Origin of the sequence: Gilvimarinus algae (genome assembly GCF_030518215.1) — a bacterium.
GTDB classification, from domain to species: Bacteria; Pseudomonadota; Gammaproteobacteria; order Pseudomonadales; family Cellvibrionaceae; genus Gilvimarinus; species Gilvimarinus algae.
The window spans coordinates 51,100-67,537 of the sequence record NZ_JAULRT010000032.1 but is presented as its reverse complement, the minus strand read 5'-3'; the positions used below and the strand labels follow the sequence as shown (position 1 = coordinate 67,537).

The following is a 16,438-nucleotide window of genomic DNA, read 5'->3' as shown; positions in this document are numbered from 1 at the left end:
AAACATCGTCCGTAACGGCTAAGGCCTGTTGGCACTAACGATAAACGCTAACCGGAAATGGCGCTAGGGGTGGCGGGGGGTTAAGCACACAAACTATGACGATCTGCCCAAAATTCCAGCGGATAACGACGGTTACGTCAGATAAAGCGGTATTATTTGACCAGTAGACTAAAGTCGTCGAGCGAGTGGCCATGCTCCAGGCAGTGGGTCAACCACTCCCCGAGAAAGCGGTTGAACTGGGATTTTTCATCCGCCTGATACATTTTACCGTTGGGGTAATCGTAGCGCGCCTCAAGGCGGCGGTGCCCCTCCCAGGCCAGTACCTCGGCGAGTTGGGCGTCGTGGTAAAGTCGCACCACCAACTGAGGTGGCTGCAGCCAGTGGCTGCCGCCCTCGTCTTCGCGGCGCACTCTCACGGTAGTGGTGTAGCGCATACGCTCGGTTACATCGATGCGCATCTCCCAGCGGCTCTCGCCGCGCTCCACGGCAAATTGCCAGTGCTCGCGCGCCGCCACCCCGGGGGTCAATTTACGCAGCAGCCAGTAGTTGGCCTCACACTGGGCCATGTGCTGCGGAAAATCGACTTTGTAGCGCTCTTTTAAGGCGATGGTTTAGCCCTCGTGTTCTGCCCGAAGTGTGTCTCTATGACATTGTAACCACTGCAGCGTGATAAGTGCAGCGGGATTGTTCCAGCGGCCGGTGTAAAGCTGCGCAAACACACCCTTGGCGGGCAGCACATGGACCTTGATGTCCTCGTTTTCTTCATCCAGACCAAAAATGCCACCGGCGCCAGACAGGTCACACAAGCCGCAGTACAAGTGCAGCTTTTCATCGCAGCCACCGGGGCTGGCCAGGTAGTTGCCGATGTACCTGAGTGCCACCGACGCCATACCGGCCTCCTCCACCAGCTCGCGGCGCGCCACCTCTTCAGGCGTTTCACCGGGCTCGACCATGCCCGCCACCACCTCCAGACACCAGGGGCCCGCAGCCTCAGCCATGGCACCAATGCGAAACTGCTCCACCAGCGCCACCTCATCGCGCGCCGGGTCGTAGAGCAGCACACCCACGGCCTCGCTGTGGTAGACGATCTCCCGCGTGAGCGGGCGGCACCAGGAACCGTCGCGAAACAGCCGGTGCCTGAGCCTGACTTTTTCAGCGCGGAAAAATCCCCGGTACAAGTCCTCGCGCTCAAGGATGTCCACATCCGCGCGCCCAAACTCAGGGGGCTTAATCTGCGCACTGTCTGTCATGCCGTCACCTTTTTTACACTTTGTGATAAAGCTCCGAGCCCGTCTCGCGAAACTCGCGCGCCTTTTCTTGCATCTCGGCTTCCACATCGAGCATACGCACCACTTGCTCGCCGGTATCGGGGCTGCCTTGCGCGGCGGCGTAGTCTCGCACTTCCTGGCTGATTTTCATGGAGCAGAACTTGGGGCCGCACATGGAGCAAAAGTGGGCCACTTTGGCCGATTCCTTCGGCAGGGTTTCATCGTGATAGGCGCGCGCCGTGTCCGGGTCCAGCCCCAGGTTAAACTGGTCTTCCCAGCGAAATTCAAAACGCGCCTTTGACAGGGCATCATCGCGCAATTGCGCTCCCGGATGCCCCTTGGCCAGGTCCGCCGCGTGGGCGGCAATCTTGTAGGTAATAATACCTTCTTTTACGTCGTCTTTGTTTGGCAGGCCCAGATGCTCCTTGGGCGTGACGTAGCAGAGCATCGCACAGCCGTACCAGCCAATCATGGCCGCACCGATGCCCGAGGTAATGTGGTCATAGCCAGGGGCGATGTCGGTGGTCAGTGGGCCCAGCGTATAAAAGGGCGCCTCGTCGCAGCAGGCCAACTGCTTGTCCATATTTTCTTTGATCATGTGCATGGGCACATGGCCCGGACCTTCAATCATCACCTGCACATCGTGCTGCCAGGCAATTTTGGTGAGCTCGCCCAAGGTTTCCAGCTCACCGAACTGCGCCTCGTCATTGGCATCGGCAATTGAACCGGGGCGCAGCCCATCACCCAGGGAGAAAGAGACATCGTAGGCTTTCATGATCTCGCAAATGTCTTCAAAGTGAGTGTAGAGAAAATTCTCTTGGTGATGCGCCAGACACCACTTGGCCATAATCGAGCCGCCGCGGCTGACAATACCGGTGACGCGCTTGGCGGTCATGGGTACGTAACGCAAGAGTACGCCAGCGTGAATGGTAAAGTAGTCCACCCCCTGCTCGGCCTGCTCAATCAAGGTATCGCGGAAAATCTCCCAGGTCAGATCCTCGGCCACACCATTGACTTTTTCCAGCGCCTGGTAAATCGGCACCGTACCGATGGGCACATGGGAGTTGCGGATAATCCACTCGCGGGTTTCGTGAATGTTCTTGCCCGTGGACAAATCCATAATGGTGTCCGCGCCCCAGCGGGTGCCCCAGGTGAGTTTTTCCACCTCCTCTTCAATGGAGCTGGTCAGCGCAGAGTTGCCGATATTGCCGTTGATCTTCACCAGAAAATTGCGGCCGATGATCATTGGCTCCAGCTCGGGGTGATTGATGTTGGCGGGTATGATCGCGCGGCCCCGGGCCACTTCACTGCGCACAAATTCCGGCGTAATTTCGGCGGGGATGGCCGCCCCGAAATCGTTGCCGCCATGCTGTTTATCCAGCACGCCCAGCTCGCGCGCCTGGGCCAGCGCCATGTTTTCGCGTATGGCAATGTACTCCATCTCGGGCGTGATAATACCCTGGCGAGCGTAGTGCATCTGACTGACGTTTTTGCCGGTGCGGGCGCGCCGCGGTGTGCGCTGGTGGTGAAAGCGCAGCGGCGCAAGGGCCGGATCGCTGAGCCGCTCACGGGTAAAGTGCGAGTTGGCGCCGTCCAAAAGCACGGTATCGCCGCGCGCCTCGATCCAGCCGCTGCGAAGATCCGCCAACCCCCGGCGCACATCGACGCTCGCTTGCGGATCGGTGTAGGGGCCAGAGGTGTCGTAGACCCGCACCGCCGCGTTGGCCTCGCCGCCAAATTCTGTGGGCGTGTCGCTCAGGCTGATTTGGCGCATGGGCACGCGAATATCGACCGAGGAGCCGGTCACATAGATTTTTTCCGAGCGCGGAAAAGGCTGCACACTGGCCGTGTCTACCTGGGCGCTTTGGCTCAAATGGCGATTGGGGGACTGACTCATAAAAACTCCTTTCGGGCATAAAAGTGATTCAAAGGGCCGCGTCCGCGCCCCACCTGTAACTTGGGCGCCGCCTGCAGGGCTTGTTGCACATAGGCTTTGGCAGCACGGCACGCCTCGAGCGCCGGCTTTCCGAGGGCGAGATAGGCACAGGCGGCGGCACTGAGCGTGCAACCTGTGCCGTGGGTATGGCTGTGTGTGAGTTTGGGCGAGCGCAGCAGCTGCAGACCATCGGCGCTGCAAAACACATCGACGGATTCCTCGCCGGGCAAGTGTCCGCCGGTCAACAACACAGCATCGGAGCCCAGCCCCAACAGGGCCAGCGCCTGCTCTATGACCTCGGGCAGATCTTGCGCGCGCGGCTGGCCCAGCAGCGCGGCGGCCTCGTCAATGTTTGGGGTAATCAGGGCGGCGAGAGGAATCAGCGCCGACTTCATAGTCGCCACAGCGTCCGATGCCAGCAACACCCGGCCACTGGAAGACACCATCAGCGGGTCCACCACCAGCGGCAGGTCCAGGGTTTCCAACTCCTGCGCCACCCGCATCACTGTCTCACGGTTGGCGAGCATGCCGGTTTTCACGGCAGCCACCGGCATGTCGTTCACAACGGCCTGGATTTGCGCGGCCACCAGCGCCGCCTGCATTACCTCAACATCGGCAACGCCCTGGGTGTTTTGCGCGGTGATGGCGGTGATTGCGGTGGCGCCGTAGACGCCGCAGGCGGCAAAGGTTTTGAGATCGGCCTGAATACCGGCGCCGGCCGAGCTGTCGCTGCCGGCGATGCTCAGCGCTACCGGAAGCAGTGGTGATGCAGGTGAATCGGACGGCATGCCAAGCTCCTGTGCATAAGCGCAGGAACCAAAGCTTTCACCGAATCAATGTCTGAACAATCAAGGTTTAAACAAAGGGTAGGCGTGGCCACAACCGGGGCGGGAGACAGGGGAAAATAAACGTTGGCTGTGATCATCATAAAGCTCTCGTTCCCTACGCCGGTACTAACCGGATCAGGTCGGCGGGACTCTCTCAGCCTCGCTACGCGAAGCACCCCGACAAGAAAGACTGGCAGTCTAGTGAAAGTGACCCCCACCTGTAAAGCGGCCAATTTACGGTTTTTTACCCCTCAAGCGGAAAATGAACGTTTATTCATATCGACCTGAAAGCTCCAAACGGATAAACTTTGGGGCTGATTACAGAGGCTTCTCCCTACTCCAATTTAGGCAGTGCAACTTTTTTGGCGGGAAAGACGTCTCACTGACACCGCACACTTTGCCGCGCAGCCACGTCCGGCAGTCGCTTTCAAACGGAAGAATGACCAACTGGGAAACCAAATGAAGAAGACGAAACGCTACCTAATCGCCGCGCTGGTCGCACTGAGCAGCAGCGCCCAGGCCAACTCGATTCTGGACATTTATCAGCTGGCGCTGGAAAACGACCCCCAGCTCAAGGCCGACCGCGCCGCCTATGAGGCAGGTCTGGAAAACAAGACCATCGCCCGCGCCGGGCTCCTGCCGCAAATCAGTGGCAGCGGCAGCTACACCCTGAGCGAGTCGGAAACCACCTACGAAATCAGCAATGGACAGGCCGTCACCCAGCCGCCCGGCGAATCGGAGAGCGATGTGGTGCGCTGGGGGTTGAACCTCGACCAGGCCCTCGTTGATCTCAACGCCTGGCACACCTACCAGCAGGGCATTGCCCTGAGCGAGCAGGCCAAGGCGCAGTACTCCGCCGACCAGCAGAGCCTGATCGTGCGCGTTGCCGAGGCCTACTTCAACGTTCTGCGGGCCATCGATAACCTGGAGGCAACCATCGCCGAAGAAAAGGCGTTGGAGCAACAACTCGAACAAACCAAGCAGCGCTTTGAGGTGGGACTTACCCCCATTACCGACGTGCACGATGCCCAAGCCGCTTTTGACAGCGCCCAGGCCGCCACGCTGGAAGCGCGGGGCCAGCTGGGTATCCGCTACGAAGCCCTAGAGGTACTGACCGGCCAGTCCCACGATGCCATTGCGCCTCTGGACGAAGACTTCCCTGTGGTGCCGCCCTCACCTTCAGAGCGTCACGCCTGGGTGGAGTTTGCCCTGGAAAACAACTTTACCTTGCAGGCCGTCAGTGAAGCGGCCAATGCCGCCGAGCAACAGGCCAAAGCCGCACGCTCCAACCACCTGCCGACACTGAGTGCCAACGCCGGCTACACCGAGACCGATTCGGAAACCGACGTCATGGGCACGCCCACCAGCTACTACGAAAGTGAAGGTCATTCGGTGAGCCTGGAGCTTCGTGTGCCACTGTTCAGTGGCCTGCGCACCTCGGGCCAGCGCCGCCAGGCCTATGCCCGCGCCATGCAGGCCGATGAGGAATTTAACTTTCAGCAGCGCAACGTGATCCAGAACACCCGCTCTCTGCACCTGGCAGTTGAGACAGGCGTGGCCCGCGTTAAAGCGCGCAAACAGGCGATTGTCTCCAACGAAAGTGCGGTCAAGGCGACCCAGTCGGGTTTTGAAGTGGGCACCCGCAACCTCGTGGAAGTGCTATTGGCGCAGCGCTCGCTGTATCAGGCGCGACGCGACTACTCCAACGCACTCTACGATTACATTATTCAGATGACACGCCTGCGCGAATCCGCCGGTATGCTGACCCCGGCCGACGTGGAGCGTATCGACGACTTCCTGAAAGATGGCACCATGGTGCGCCGCAGCGACTATGGCCTGTAACGCGTCACAGTGAAATAAAAAAGCAGCCGATGGCTGCTTTTTTTATGGCTGAAGCATCGAGTCAATCACGCCGAGGGTGCGATCCAGTGCCCCGCGATTCGCCTCAGCGACCTGCAGGGCCGCCCGGCCACCGGCCAGCCTGAGGGATTCATCCTCCACCAGCGCTTGCAGCGCCGTGGCCAGATCCTCACTGCCCTGAACCACCTGCAGGGCACCAGCCTCAATCAGCAGCTTGGAGACCTCAGTAAAATTGTGCAGCACAGGACCACTCAGCAGGGGCCTGGCCCACACCGCCGGCTCGATAAAGTTGTGCCCGCCCACATCCACCAGCGACCCCCCCATAAAGACAATGTCGCTGGCGCCGAACAGCAGTTTCATCTCGCCCATGGTATCGCCCAGCAACACATCCACACCGGGCGGCGGTGTGGCGCCGCCGGAGCGCCGCTCAAGAGTAAAACCGCGCTCGGCAATCAGTGCGGCCACCCGCTCAAAACGCTCGGGGTGGCGCGGCACCAACGCCAGTAAAAGCCGCCCGGCGTCTATGCCCGCCCGACGCAGTTTTGTCAGCGTCTCCAGGATAATCTCATCCTCCCCCGCATGAGTGCTGGCGACCATCCAGATCAGGCGGCGACCACCGACAGACCATTGGGATTTGAGCACGGCCGCCTGCGAGCGCAGCTCCCCGCCGATCTCGATATCAAACTTGATGTTCCCGGTGACCTGGGTTTTGTCCTGCGCAAGACCTAGGGCGTGGAAGCGCTCGGCGTCGGCCCGCTGCTGCACCGCCGCGCGACTCAGGTCACTTAACATCTCTGCGGTAAAGCCAGGCAGGCGTGCATAACCGCGCGCTGAGCGCTCTGATAGCCGGGCGTTAACCAAAAGTGAGGGCACCCCTAGCTCGCGGCAGGCGGCCAGAGTATTGGGCCAGAGCTCGGTTTCCATGATCACCAGCAGGTCGGGGTCTACCCTGCGGATAAAGCGCCGGACGGCTCCGGGTAAGTCGTAGGGCATGTAAAAATGTTGGACTCGGTCACCCAGTGCGTGGCGAATACGCTCAGAGCCAGTGAGCGTCATGCTGGTAACGATCAGCTCGCAGTTCTCCCGCGCCAGCAAGCGCTGAATCAAGGGCAGAGCGCCGAGAAACTCACCGACCGAAACGGTATGAATCCACAACTGCTGGTGCTCACCGGTCAATGGCCGGACAAACCCAAAGCGTTCGGGCAGACGCGCCAGATGCCGGCGGTCGAAGCGCGCGCGCCACAGCTGACGCAACAGAATCAGTGGAATACAAAGATAGTAAACGAGGCAATAAACCAGTCGCATGAAAAAGCTGCCGACAAAAGCCGACAGCATAACGGCAGTAGAGATTGAGGGAAAGCGCGTTAACCCGCGGATCTGACGGGCCCGGCAGCGGGCCCGACGGGTTATCAGTGATTGCTGACTTTGAGCGCGCTGAAGACCTCGTTGAAACTATGAGCCACAGGCTCGATGTCCAGGTGGCGGCCCAGGCGATGGGCCACTTCGTCGGCGCTGATCATGCCGCAGATCTGGTCTTTGGCGTCCAGCACCAGTAGATAGTGTTGGCCTTCAAACTCCAGCACCTCCACCACATCCGCTACCTTTGCGCGCGCCAGGACCTCGCGGGTAATGCCCTGCAGCCGCACTGTGGGTGTCATAATGTCTTTGACACTGAGGTCGGCGCGAGCAACGCCCATGGCGGAGGCCGTGGCGAGCACTTTGACGCTCTCAATATCACGCAGACTGACCACCCCCAGCAGTTGCTGATTGCGGCCCACTACCAGCGTGATTCTGGCGTGGGTAATGCGCATCAGATAGGCGGCATCATCGACGCTCACCCCCTGATCCAGCACCATGGGCTGGCGAATGTCAAAATCGAGAAAGACCTTTTCGGCCGGGCTGGAAAGGGTAATGTCTGGCGTTTCAATATGGCTGAGCGCGAGGTTATGGTTTAAACGGCACACGGGAATACTGGGTACGGGTTTCATATCTGTCTCCGGGTAGCAGGCGCCGGAATCAGACGCGGCGGTGCTACGCAATGATGTTTACAAGGTTTGGTGACTTGCGAATCAGAGAGATAGAACCGGTGGGGCCCGGGCAATAAACGCCGGTATGGGTTTTAGGGCAGGAGCACCTGCTGAGGCGTAGAGCGCGGCGCCGCTGTAGGCCTCGCTGGCCGGCGCTGGCAGCGCGCGGATAACATCGTGATCGGGTTCTTCGAGGGTGTCCACCGGCGTCGGCGTGTGAACGGCCAGCAGTTCGTGGACCAAGTCGCGGGGCTCGGCCCCGGACACATCGGACTTGCGCGCCTCGGCACCAAGGGCAAGGCTTAACAACACCAGCGGCAAACACAACCAACCCAGCACCCGTGACAGGGCACCTTTGCGGTCGGTCGGTATAGCGGCCTGCAGATGCATAGTGCGTATAACCTGAAGAGGCAGGCGGCGCCGTGGTGCGAGCCATCGCCTGAGAAAAGGGGCGGCCCTTGTGAGGCCATTACTTTCTATTTAAGGCCAGCGCCGGCAGAATTCAAGTCGCCTGTGAAAACTTTACCCGCGCTGACAAAGATTGGCAGCCCTACCAGTCCATTTGCTCTTTGATGTACTGCGTTAGCCGCCCGGCGTTGGCCTTGTGATGCACCACACGTGGGTGCTGGCCGTAACCGGTAAAGGGGAAAAACACGGTGCCCAAGCGCGCCTGCGGATGAGACTGCTCAAAGCGCGCTACCGCCGCCTCAATATAACCGGGCCAGGGCGAGCCCTCCCGCGTGGCATCCATGCTGCCCAAAGCCGCCACAATAAGCGCTTCGGGGTAGCGGGTGTGAATACGCTGGATAAAGTCGTAATAGGCCTGGATACGCTGTTCATCGGTGGGCACCGGGTTCAGACGTTTCTCCACTAACCAGCTGTCATTCTGCAACAGGTTGATCACCACCACCTGAGGTGTCCAGAGGCTAAAATCCCACTGGCTGTCATTATCGCCCACCGCCGTCAGCTGATCGTAAAAATCTGGCATGGTGAAATCAAACCAGCTCACCATAATGCCTATGCCGCTTTGCGAGATGGCCCGGTAATCGGCTCCCAGCGCCCGCGCGGTAATCGCGCCGTAGGACATAAAACTGTTCTTGTCCTCCAGCCGGCCGTCCTCGCCCTCGAGCGGCGACATGTTGCCCATACCGCTGGTGATCGAGTCACCGTAAATTTCAATGCGCCTGGCGGGAAGCTCGGGCGCCGCAAGCATCTGTGCCTCGTCGTCGAGGTTCAGGCCGAGAAAGCGAGTGGCGCCCTCTTCTCCTTCAGTGCGTTTCACCAGCGTCAACCGATGCTCACCACCGGTCAGGTTATTAGCCACCGGATAGGTGTGCTTACCGGGCTTGAGGTCCAGGACCACCGGCTCATTCCAGCGCTCATCGATAAAGGCACTGTAAAAATTGCGGCCGCTGTCATCGTCCAGCACCAGGGCGACCGAGCGACCGCGAAAAGCCGCATCAATGCGTGTAGCCGGCCAACTCATCACAGGCGCCGCGGGCTCAGCAAAGTCGATGCGGCCGCGGTAACTAAAGTGTGTTTGATCCGGCGCAATCAGCTGCTCAGCGCAAAGGCCGGCGCTCATAAACAGCAGGCACAGGCAAACCGTGGCTCTCAGGGACAAAGTGGGCATGGCGTTCTCCTTATGGTAAGCGCGCATTTTAAAGCCTGTTGCCAAGCCCTCGCTACTGTTGATCGTCACGATGAATCACCACAAGCTCCCGCCCGGAGGGCAGGCGAATACGCGTTACCCGAATACCCGCATCTTTCTGCAAGGCGACATCATGCTCGTCGTTAGGATAAACGACATCTGGTTTGCGAGGCCTGTGCCGACGCAAGTATTTTTTGATAAAGCTGAACATCCCCAGCACTCCATGTGCAGGGCTCTATCGATGGCGGACTAATAAGGGGAAAGGAAAGCTTAGAAGGCCGCGATCGATTCGCGGCCCCTGTTATTTTCAGATAAATCCAATAAGCTGCGAAACGGAAAAGCGCACGTGCATCAGGCGACCGGTGGAGGCCCAAGGCTGGCGACAAGTAAAAATAGTGCGTGATTTCATAGCAATATTCGCAGTTTCACAGTGAGCGAAAGATAGTACACAAAGCAATCAACTTGCGCAACACGAAGGCGTACCACCAGCTCGCTTTGTATGGCGTTTGTGTTTGCCGAGTGTTGCAATTGTGCGTTTTCGGGTTATGACACGCCGTATTCCAACACCAGTAAAAAGATCAACATGGCCGCCAAGATCCCCGCCGCCGAGGTCACATGTGGATGCCGCAGCCGCCACAGGGCCGCCCACTGTTCACGGGCAGATAATTTGTGGGCATCACCCAGGCGCGGGTACACCCAACGCTTAAGCTCATCCTCGGCAAAAAAACGCAGATTCTGATTGCCTAAAGCGACCGCGACGTCATCGGCCAACAGAAATTGGGCGCTGTAGCGAATATTGCTGCCTCTGGCGACGGTGCGTCGACCAGCCGCATCAACTAACACCAGAGAATCGCCAATTACCCCGAGCCTGGACTTCACAATAGAGTTCAAAATGCGCTGCGCCATTAGGTTAACAACACCCAGAAACACCAACATAGCGAACATCAGCCACAGCAAGCTCGGAGAAAAGCCCGCCGCACCAAAACCAAGCGAAAGGACCAGCAGCGCAATGGCCACCCAGCAGAACCAGAGCACGGCGGGCAAGCGGCGGTGCCAGGTGGCCAGGCCGCTGCGAATCCATAAAATATCGGCGCGGCCGGTGGCGGTGACCTCGCCACCGACGTCAAACTCGGCAGGCTTTGTCCAAGCGCTGAGTTTGCGACGGGTTTGATCTTTCTCTAAACGCCAGGCGGCAATAGAACCGCTCACCATCACCAGGGCAAACAACAACAGCGCCAGCAAGATAAAACGATGATAGCGCTCGTGCTCAGTGCGGTAGCCTTGCTCCAGGGTGGCCAGTGTCTCAGACTGCACGTCAAAGACCTCGCCCGTGCCGGGGTGGAGACGGACCAGCTTTGGCTCGGAGAAGTCACTCACCCAAAGCGCATCCTGCCAGAAGTGGATGGCCAGCGGATCATTCAGCCCCGCCTGCGCCAAGGCGGCCGGCCCCAGGGGCTGGCTCAGCTCGCCGGTGGCGCTTAAGAAACGCAGCTTGCCATCGGCCATGGCGTGGTTACCGAGCAGCACCCACAGCCCAACGTCGCTCTCGGCCAACTGATGCGGCCAGCGATGACTATTACCCGCCGCGACTTCAAACGTTTGTAGCACCTCGGCAAAACGCTCAGTGTCGGTATCGATCTGCACCACACTGTGGTGATTGGTGTCGGCCAGCCAAAGCTCATCACCGCGCAGCAGCAACTGATTGGGAAATGCAAAACCCTCACGGCGCGAGGCCAGGGGTTGACCGCTGGCACTGAGCTTGTAGAGGCTGTGGTCCGATGTATCCGCCAGATAAATCAGATCGCGGCGCCGATCGATCACAAAACGCGAACTGCGGGCCGGCAGAACTTCGGTGTCGACGAGGGGCTGACACCTTACTGGGTCGAGCGCGCAGCGGTAGAACCCATCGGGCCTGGTGAGATCAGCCGGGCCAGTGGTATCCGGCCGTAAGGGCCCTTCACGCAGCCTGAAAAAAGCCCGTAGGTTTTGCCACACGCTGCGGGGCTTGGCGCGGTGGTAAATCAGCAGATCGCCATTGGCAAAAAAATCAAAATCGCCGGCCGGGTGGAGTCCCGCCGCGCCAAGATCTTTGGCCGACAATTCGCGGCCTCTGCTGTCCAGCCAAACCAGATGGCGATCGAAGTTGACAACCAGCTGCCCCTGATCAAGCCGCATAAATCCGTAACCGAACAAGCGCGCCTGCCCAGCGGATGCCCACAGGTAGATCGCGAGCGCCATACCCGCGCCAAGCACAATACCAATAGCGGCAATTCTAGACTTTCCCTGCATGGACTTTCCCCGTCAAAAGCAAGCGCGCATACTACTGAAACGAGGCTACTCTGTCAGGTCCGGCATCGGCACAGCCGCCCAATTACCGATATACTACGCGCCTTGAATTTCCCAAGCCGGCTCACCCATGACCTTAAGCAGTACAACCGACAAAGTGATCAACCTCGACACCGCCATTATCGGCGGCGGTGTGGCGGGGCTGTGGCTGCTTGAGCGGCTGCGCGACCGGGGTTATAGCTGCGCCCTGTTCAACAAAGGCTCTCTTGGCGCTGAGCAAACCCTCGCCTCTCAGGGGATGATTCACGGCGGCGTTAAATACACTCTGGCGGGCGCGCTCAGCGGCGCCTCCGAGGCCATTGCCGACATGCCTGGCCTGTGGCGTAGCTGCCTGAAAGGCGAGGGCGAAGTGGACCTGCGTCAGACGCGCCTGCTGAGCGATCACTTTTACATGTGGTCGGCATCCGCCGCCGGCCGGCTCACCAGTTTTTTTGCCAGCCGGGCCCTGCGCGGGCGAGTGGAAAAAGTCCCACCCGCCGAGCGCCCGCCGCTGTTTGATACGCCGCAATTTAGTGGCAGCCTGTACAAACTGGTGGACATGGTGGTGGACGTTCCCTCGCTGATCGCCAATTTGGCCGGCAACAACAAAGGTTTGCTGTTTGCCCTTGGCGATCATCAATGGCAGCGCCGGGGCGATAAGGCCGAGCTTCAACTCGCCGACGGCACTCGTGTGTGCGCGCGGCACTTTGTGCTCGCCGCCGGTCGCGGGAATGCCGCTGTGCTGGAAAAACTCGGAGCCGACCAACCGCAGCAGCAACTGCGCCCGCTGCGCCAACTGGTGGTTCGCCACCACCACCCCTATGCGTTCTACGGCCATTGTCTCGGAGCGGACAAGACCCCGCGGCTGACCATCTCCAGCCACCCTGCCGACGATGGCGCCATGATCTGGTACTTGGGCGGCTCGCTCGCCGAGGAGGGCGCGCGAATGAGCGATGATGCCCTGATCGCGGCGGGGCGCCGGGAACTGGCGCAACTGTTTCCCTGGCTTGACTTTAGAGACGCGGATTTCTCTACGTTATATATTGAAAGAGCCGAGCCCCGGCAGCCCGGCCTCACGCGCCCCGACCAGGCCTTTGCCGAGCTGGCCCAGGGTCTCGACAATGTGATCGTCGCCTGGCCTACAAAACTGACCCTGGCACCGAACATGGCGCGTCGGGTAATGGCGCTGCTGCCCGCGCCAATCGAAGCGGAGGCGGGTATCGAGCAATTGCAAGCCAGGCTCGGTACACCGACCCTTGCCCCCCTACCCTGGGAGACACCATGAACCACTTCAGCCAACGGCCACTCGGGCAAACCGGCCTGTGCGTCAGCGCACTGGGGCTGGGAACGGTCAAGCTCGGCCGCAATCAGGGAGTCAAGTACCCCTCGGCCTTTGAGTTGCCCTCGGATGAGGCGGCGGCTGAGCTTATCCGGCTCGCCAACGACTGCGGCATTAACCTGATCGATACCGCACCCGCCTACGGCACCAGCGAGGAGCGCCTGGGCAAACTGCTTGGCGCCGGCGCTCGCAACTGGGTGATCTGCAGTAAAACCGGTGAAGAGTTTGAAAACGGCCAAAGCCGCTTTGATTTCAGCGCCGCTCACACTCGCAAAAGCGTAGAGCGATCGCTCAAGCGACTCAACCGCGACTGGCTGGACTTGGTACTGGTCCACTCCAACGGCGAGGACGTGGACATCATCGAAAACAGCGGCGCCTTTGACGCTCTGGCCCAACTCAAACAGCAGGGACTGATTCGCGCTTTCGGCATGTCCACCAAAACCGTGGAAGGCGGCCTGCTGGCCGCGCGCGAGTCCGACTGCGTTATGGTCACTTATAACCCGCAGCATACTCTCGAGCAGCCGGTACTGGATGAGTGCCAGCGCCTCGGCAAAGGCGTTTTTCTGAAAAAAGCCCTCGCCAGCGGCCATTTGAGCGGCGATGATGCCGACCCGGTGCAACACTGCCTGGATTTTGCCTTTGCTCACCCAGCGGTGACCAGCGCTATTGTCGGCACCATCAACCGCCACCACTTACGTGATAATATCGCCAAAGCCAAACACAGCCTCAGCGGAGCCTAGCATGACAGACCCCCAAGCCAGTGACTGGCTGGATGAGATAAAGTGGGACGATCAGGGCCTGGTGCCCGCCATCGCCCAGGACTACCAGAGCGGCCGAATCCTGATGATGGCCTGGATGAATCGCGAAGCCCTGGCCCTAACCGCCAGCGAAGGGCGTGCGATTTACTGGTCGCGCTCGCGCGGTCAGTTGTGGCGCAAGGGCGAAACTTCCGGTCATGTGCAAAAGTTGCACGACCTGCGCCTGGACTGCGACGCCGACGTGATTCTGCTCAAGGTGGAACAACTGGGAGGCATTGCCTGCCACACCGGGCGCGAAAGCTGCTTTTACCGCAGCCTCGACGACAGCCAGTGGCGCGCGGTGGATAAGGTGCTGAAAGACCCAAACGAGATATACCAATGAGCGAGCAAAACGACATTCTGGCAGAGCTCACACGCATTCTGGAGCAGCGTAAAGGTGCCGGCGCGGGCGAGTCTTACGTCGCCAGCCTGCACCAGAAAGGCCTGAACAAGATTCTCGAAAAAGTGGGTGAAGAGGCCACCGAGACCATTTTGGCCGCCAAGGATGCCGAGCGCTCCGGCGACAAGCGCGAACTGATCGCCGAGACCGCCGATTTGTGGTTTCACTCGCTGGTGATGCTCTCGCACCTGGATGAATCAGCCGAGAGTGTCCTGAACGAACTGGCCCGGCGCTTTGGCGTATCCGGGCACGATGAAAAAGCCGCGCGGTCCAAGTAACACCGCCCACCACATACAAGAGGGTAGACACATGGGTTTTAGTCCCTGGCAACTGTTAATCATTCTGGTCATCGTCGCCTTGTTGTTCGGCACCAAGCGCCTGCGGGGTATGGGGTCGGACTTGGGCGAGGCCATCAAAGGCTTTAAGAACTCCGTCAGCGACGACGACAAATCCGAGCAGCCCAAGCAGATCGACGCAGAGAAATCCGACGCTGTCGATACCAGCAAAAGCGACGATAAAACCGAAAGTCGTTAAGCCCGGAGCCGCGCGTGTTCGACATAGGCTTTTTTGAGCTGCTGCTGATCGCCATCGTCTCGCTGGTGATCATCGGCCCCGAGCGCCTGCCGGAAACGGTGCGCGCGGTCAGCCTGTGGATTGGCCGGCTCAAACGCAGCCTCCGGGAAACCCGCAGCGAAATCGAAAAGCAAATCGGTGCCGATGACATCCGCCGCCAGCTGCACAACGAGGAAATTATGCGCAATCTCGAGGCGACCCGGCGCGATATCGAAGGCGCTATGGAGCCCGAGCGGGCCAAGCGCATGCACGACCACTACCAGGGCCCAGAAGAAGCGCCGGACCACGCGCATCAAGAACACAGCAGCCGCTCAGATGAGCCACCCAAATCATGAGCGACTCCAGCGATAAAGAACTGCCACTGGTGCAACACCTGATTGAGCTGCGCAATCGGCTGTTGCGCGCGCTTCTGGTCACGGGCCTGGTGTGCGCCTGCCTCATGCCCTTTTCCAGCGAGATTTACGACCTGATCTCCGACCCGCTGGTGGCCTATTTACCCGAGAACAGCAGCATGATCGCCACCGAGGTGGCCTCGCCCTTTCTCACGCCCTTTAAGCTGACGCTGTTCGCCGCCTTTGTGCTGAGCGTGCCCTTTATTCTCTATCAGGCCTGGGCGTTTATCGCCCCAGGCCTCTACCGCCATGAAAAGCAGCTGGCACTGCCGATTCTCGCCTCCTCGGTGGTGCTGTTTTACGCGGGCATGGCGTTCGCATACTTTGTCGTCTTTCCGCTGGTGTTTGGCTTTTTTACCTCGGTCGGGCCCGCGAACGTCGCCATAATGACCGACATCAGCCGCTACCTGGATTTTGTCCTCAAGCTGTTCTTCGCCTTTGGCGTCGCCTTTGAAATTCCCATTGCTGCCATCATGCTGATTCTCGCAGGCGTTATCACCCCCGATGGCATGGCACAAAAGCGCCCCTACGTGATCGTTGGCTGCTTCATCGTGGGTATGCTGCTCACCCCGCCCGACGTCATCTCCCAGACACTGCTGGCCGTGCCCATGTGGTTGCTGTTTGAAGCCGGGGTATTTTTTGGTCGCATTCTGCACCGGCGGCGCGCCGAGGACTCAGACGCCGCCTCCTGAGCGCGGGCGGCCAGCTACACCGCCCGCTGCGCAAACACCTCCACTACCGTTTCCTTGTGCGCGCCCCAGCGATTCCAGCCCAGTTCATGGAAGTAAAATGCCACGGTATTGATGGCCGGCTCGATAAGTGCCACAGCGCTGCCAACCAGGATGTCTCCAGTCAGTAAGTAAGTCACCGTAAACGCGACGGTGAAGTGCAATACAGCAAATGTAATTGTCTTGATCATGACCGCCTCCGGTTAATCTTTGACTCCACGTTGATAATAACGATTCTCATGATCACTTATTAGCCAATTAGCTCAATAGTGTCAATTGCCTGAAACTATTAATCGTTTTGACGTAATACTTCCC

At 59.6% G+C, this 16,438-nt stretch carries 19 protein-coding genes and 1 riboswitch; of the genes, 8 read left to right on the top strand and 11 right to left on the bottom strand.

Going from position 1 to position 16,438, the window contains the following annotated elements; genetic code table 11:
- Positions 1-152: 152 nt before the first annotated feature.
- The 4 genes from QWI16_RS01775 to thiD are packed head-to-tail and all read right to left on the bottom strand — an operon-like array spanning position 153 to position 3,992.
- Complete coding sequence (locus tag QWI16_RS01775) at positions 153-566, bottom strand: DUF1249 domain-containing protein (RefSeq protein ID WP_302711006.1); 414 nt, start codon at positions 564-566, stop codon at positions 153-155.
- A 45-nt stretch (positions 567-611) separates the two neighbouring features.
- Entirely contained in the window at positions 612-1,250 is a 639-nt protein-coding gene (locus tag QWI16_RS01770) for an NUDIX domain-containing protein (protein ID WP_302711005.1), read from the bottom strand.
- 13 nt (positions 1,251-1,263) lie between these two features.
- Positions 1,264-3,165 (bottom strand): phosphomethylpyrimidine synthase ThiC, encoded by a 1,902-nt coding sequence (gene thiC, locus QWI16_RS01765; protein ID WP_302711004.1) that lies wholly within the window; start codon positions 3,163-3,165, stop codon positions 1,264-1,266.
- A complete protein-coding gene (thiD, locus tag QWI16_RS01760; protein WP_302711003.1) occupies positions 3,162-3,992 on the bottom strand; it encodes a bifunctional hydroxymethylpyrimidine kinase/phosphomethylpyrimidine kinase in 831 nt (276 codons plus the stop codon). The genes thiC and thiD overlap by 4 nt, the downstream gene beginning before the upstream one ends.
- 134 nt (positions 3,993-4,126) lie before the next feature.
- A riboswitch (TPP riboswitch) is annotated at positions 4,127-4,221 on the bottom strand.
- 269 nt (positions 4,222-4,490) lie between these two features.
- On the opposite strand from thiD, the gene QWI16_RS01755 reads away from it, so the two are divergent.
- Entirely contained in the window at positions 4,491-5,873 is a 1,383-nt protein-coding gene (locus tag QWI16_RS01755) for a TolC family outer membrane protein (protein WP_302711002.1), read from the top strand.
- Between the two features lie 42 nt (positions 5,874-5,915).
- Here QWI16_RS01755 and waaA read toward each other — a convergent pair whose 3' ends face one another.
- From waaA to QWI16_RS01725, 6 genes are all read right to left on the bottom strand, one after another.
- Positions 5,916-7,196 (bottom strand): lipid IV(A) 3-deoxy-D-manno-octulosonic acid transferase, encoded by a 1,281-nt coding sequence (gene waaA, locus QWI16_RS01750; protein WP_302711001.1) that lies wholly within the window; start codon positions 7,194-7,196, stop codon positions 5,916-5,918.
- Positions 7,197-7,300: 104 nt separating this feature from the next.
- Positions 7,301-7,879 carry a CBS domain-containing protein gene (locus QWI16_RS01745; protein ID WP_302711000.1) on the bottom strand — a complete coding sequence of 193 codons (579 nt, stop codon included), beginning with the start codon at positions 7,877-7,879 and terminating at the stop codon, positions 7,301-7,303.
- An 81-nt stretch (positions 7,880-7,960) separates the two neighbouring features.
- The gene (locus tag QWI16_RS01740; protein ID WP_302710999.1) at positions 7,961-8,308 is read right to left on the bottom strand and encodes a hypothetical protein; all 348 of its coding nucleotides are present in this window, start codon (positions 8,306-8,308) and stop codon (positions 7,961-7,963) included.
- A 160-nt stretch (positions 8,309-8,468) separates the two neighbouring features.
- Positions 8,469-9,620, bottom strand: coding sequence for an SGNH/GDSL hydrolase family protein (locus QWI16_RS01735; protein WP_302710998.1), 1,152 nt, complete (start codon positions 9,618-9,620; stop codon positions 8,469-8,471).
- Positions 9,604-9,780 (bottom strand): hypothetical protein, encoded by a 177-nt coding sequence (locus QWI16_RS01730; RefSeq protein ID WP_302710997.1) that lies wholly within the window; start codon positions 9,778-9,780, stop codon positions 9,604-9,606. Before QWI16_RS01730 ends, QWI16_RS01735 begins: the two co-directional genes overlap by 17 nt.
- 332 nt (positions 9,781-10,112) lie before the next feature.
- Complete coding sequence (locus tag QWI16_RS01725; protein WP_302710996.1) at positions 10,113-11,858, bottom strand: NHL repeat-containing protein; 1,746 nt, start codon at positions 11,856-11,858, stop codon at positions 10,113-10,115.
- Between the two features lie 127 nt (positions 11,859-11,985).
- On the opposite strand from QWI16_RS01725, the gene QWI16_RS01720 reads away from it, so the two are divergent.
- From QWI16_RS01720 to tatC, 7 genes are read left to right on the top strand one after another with little or no spacing between them, the layout of a single operon-like run.
- Positions 11,986-13,179, top strand: coding sequence for an NAD(P)/FAD-dependent oxidoreductase (locus QWI16_RS01720; RefSeq protein WP_302710995.1), 1,194 nt, complete (start codon positions 11,986-11,988; stop codon positions 13,177-13,179).
- A complete protein-coding gene (locus QWI16_RS01715) occupies positions 13,176-13,973 on the top strand; it encodes an aldo/keto reductase (RefSeq protein ID WP_302710994.1) in 798 nt (265 codons plus the stop codon). The genes QWI16_RS01720 and QWI16_RS01715 overlap by 4 nt, the downstream gene beginning before the upstream one ends.
- 1 nt (position 13,974) lies before the next feature.
- Positions 13,975-14,373, top strand: coding sequence for a phosphoribosyl-AMP cyclohydrolase (gene hisI, locus QWI16_RS01710; protein ID WP_302710993.1), 399 nt, complete (start codon positions 13,975-13,977; stop codon positions 14,371-14,373).
- Entirely contained in the window at positions 14,370-14,708 is a 339-nt protein-coding gene (locus tag QWI16_RS01705) for a phosphoribosyl-ATP diphosphatase (protein ID WP_302710992.1), read from the top strand. The genes hisI and QWI16_RS01705 overlap by 4 nt, the downstream gene beginning before the upstream one ends.
- A gap of 31 nt (positions 14,709-14,739) precedes the next feature.
- Positions 14,740-14,964 (top strand): twin-arginine translocase TatA/TatE family subunit, encoded by a 225-nt coding sequence (gene tatA, locus QWI16_RS01700; protein ID WP_302710991.1) that lies wholly within the window; start codon positions 14,740-14,742, stop codon positions 14,962-14,964.
- A 14-nt stretch (positions 14,965-14,978) separates the two neighbouring features.
- Positions 14,979-15,338, top strand: a complete 360-nt coding sequence (gene tatB, locus QWI16_RS01695) for a Sec-independent protein translocase protein TatB (protein WP_302710990.1) — start codon at positions 14,979-14,981, stop codon at positions 15,336-15,338.
- Entirely contained in the window at positions 15,335-16,087 is a 753-nt protein-coding gene (gene tatC / locus QWI16_RS01690; protein WP_302710989.1) for a twin-arginine translocase subunit TatC, read from the top strand. The genes tatB and tatC overlap by 4 nt, the downstream gene beginning before the upstream one ends.
- A 14-nt stretch (positions 16,088-16,101) precedes the next feature.
- On the opposite strand, the gene QWI16_RS01685 is transcribed toward tatC, so the two are convergent.
- On the bottom strand, positions 16,102-16,314 hold the full coding sequence (locus QWI16_RS01685; protein ID WP_302710988.1) for a DUF2061 domain-containing protein: 213 nt from the start codon (positions 16,312-16,314) through the stop codon (positions 16,102-16,104).
- Between the last annotated feature and the right edge of the window lie 124 nt (positions 16,315-16,438).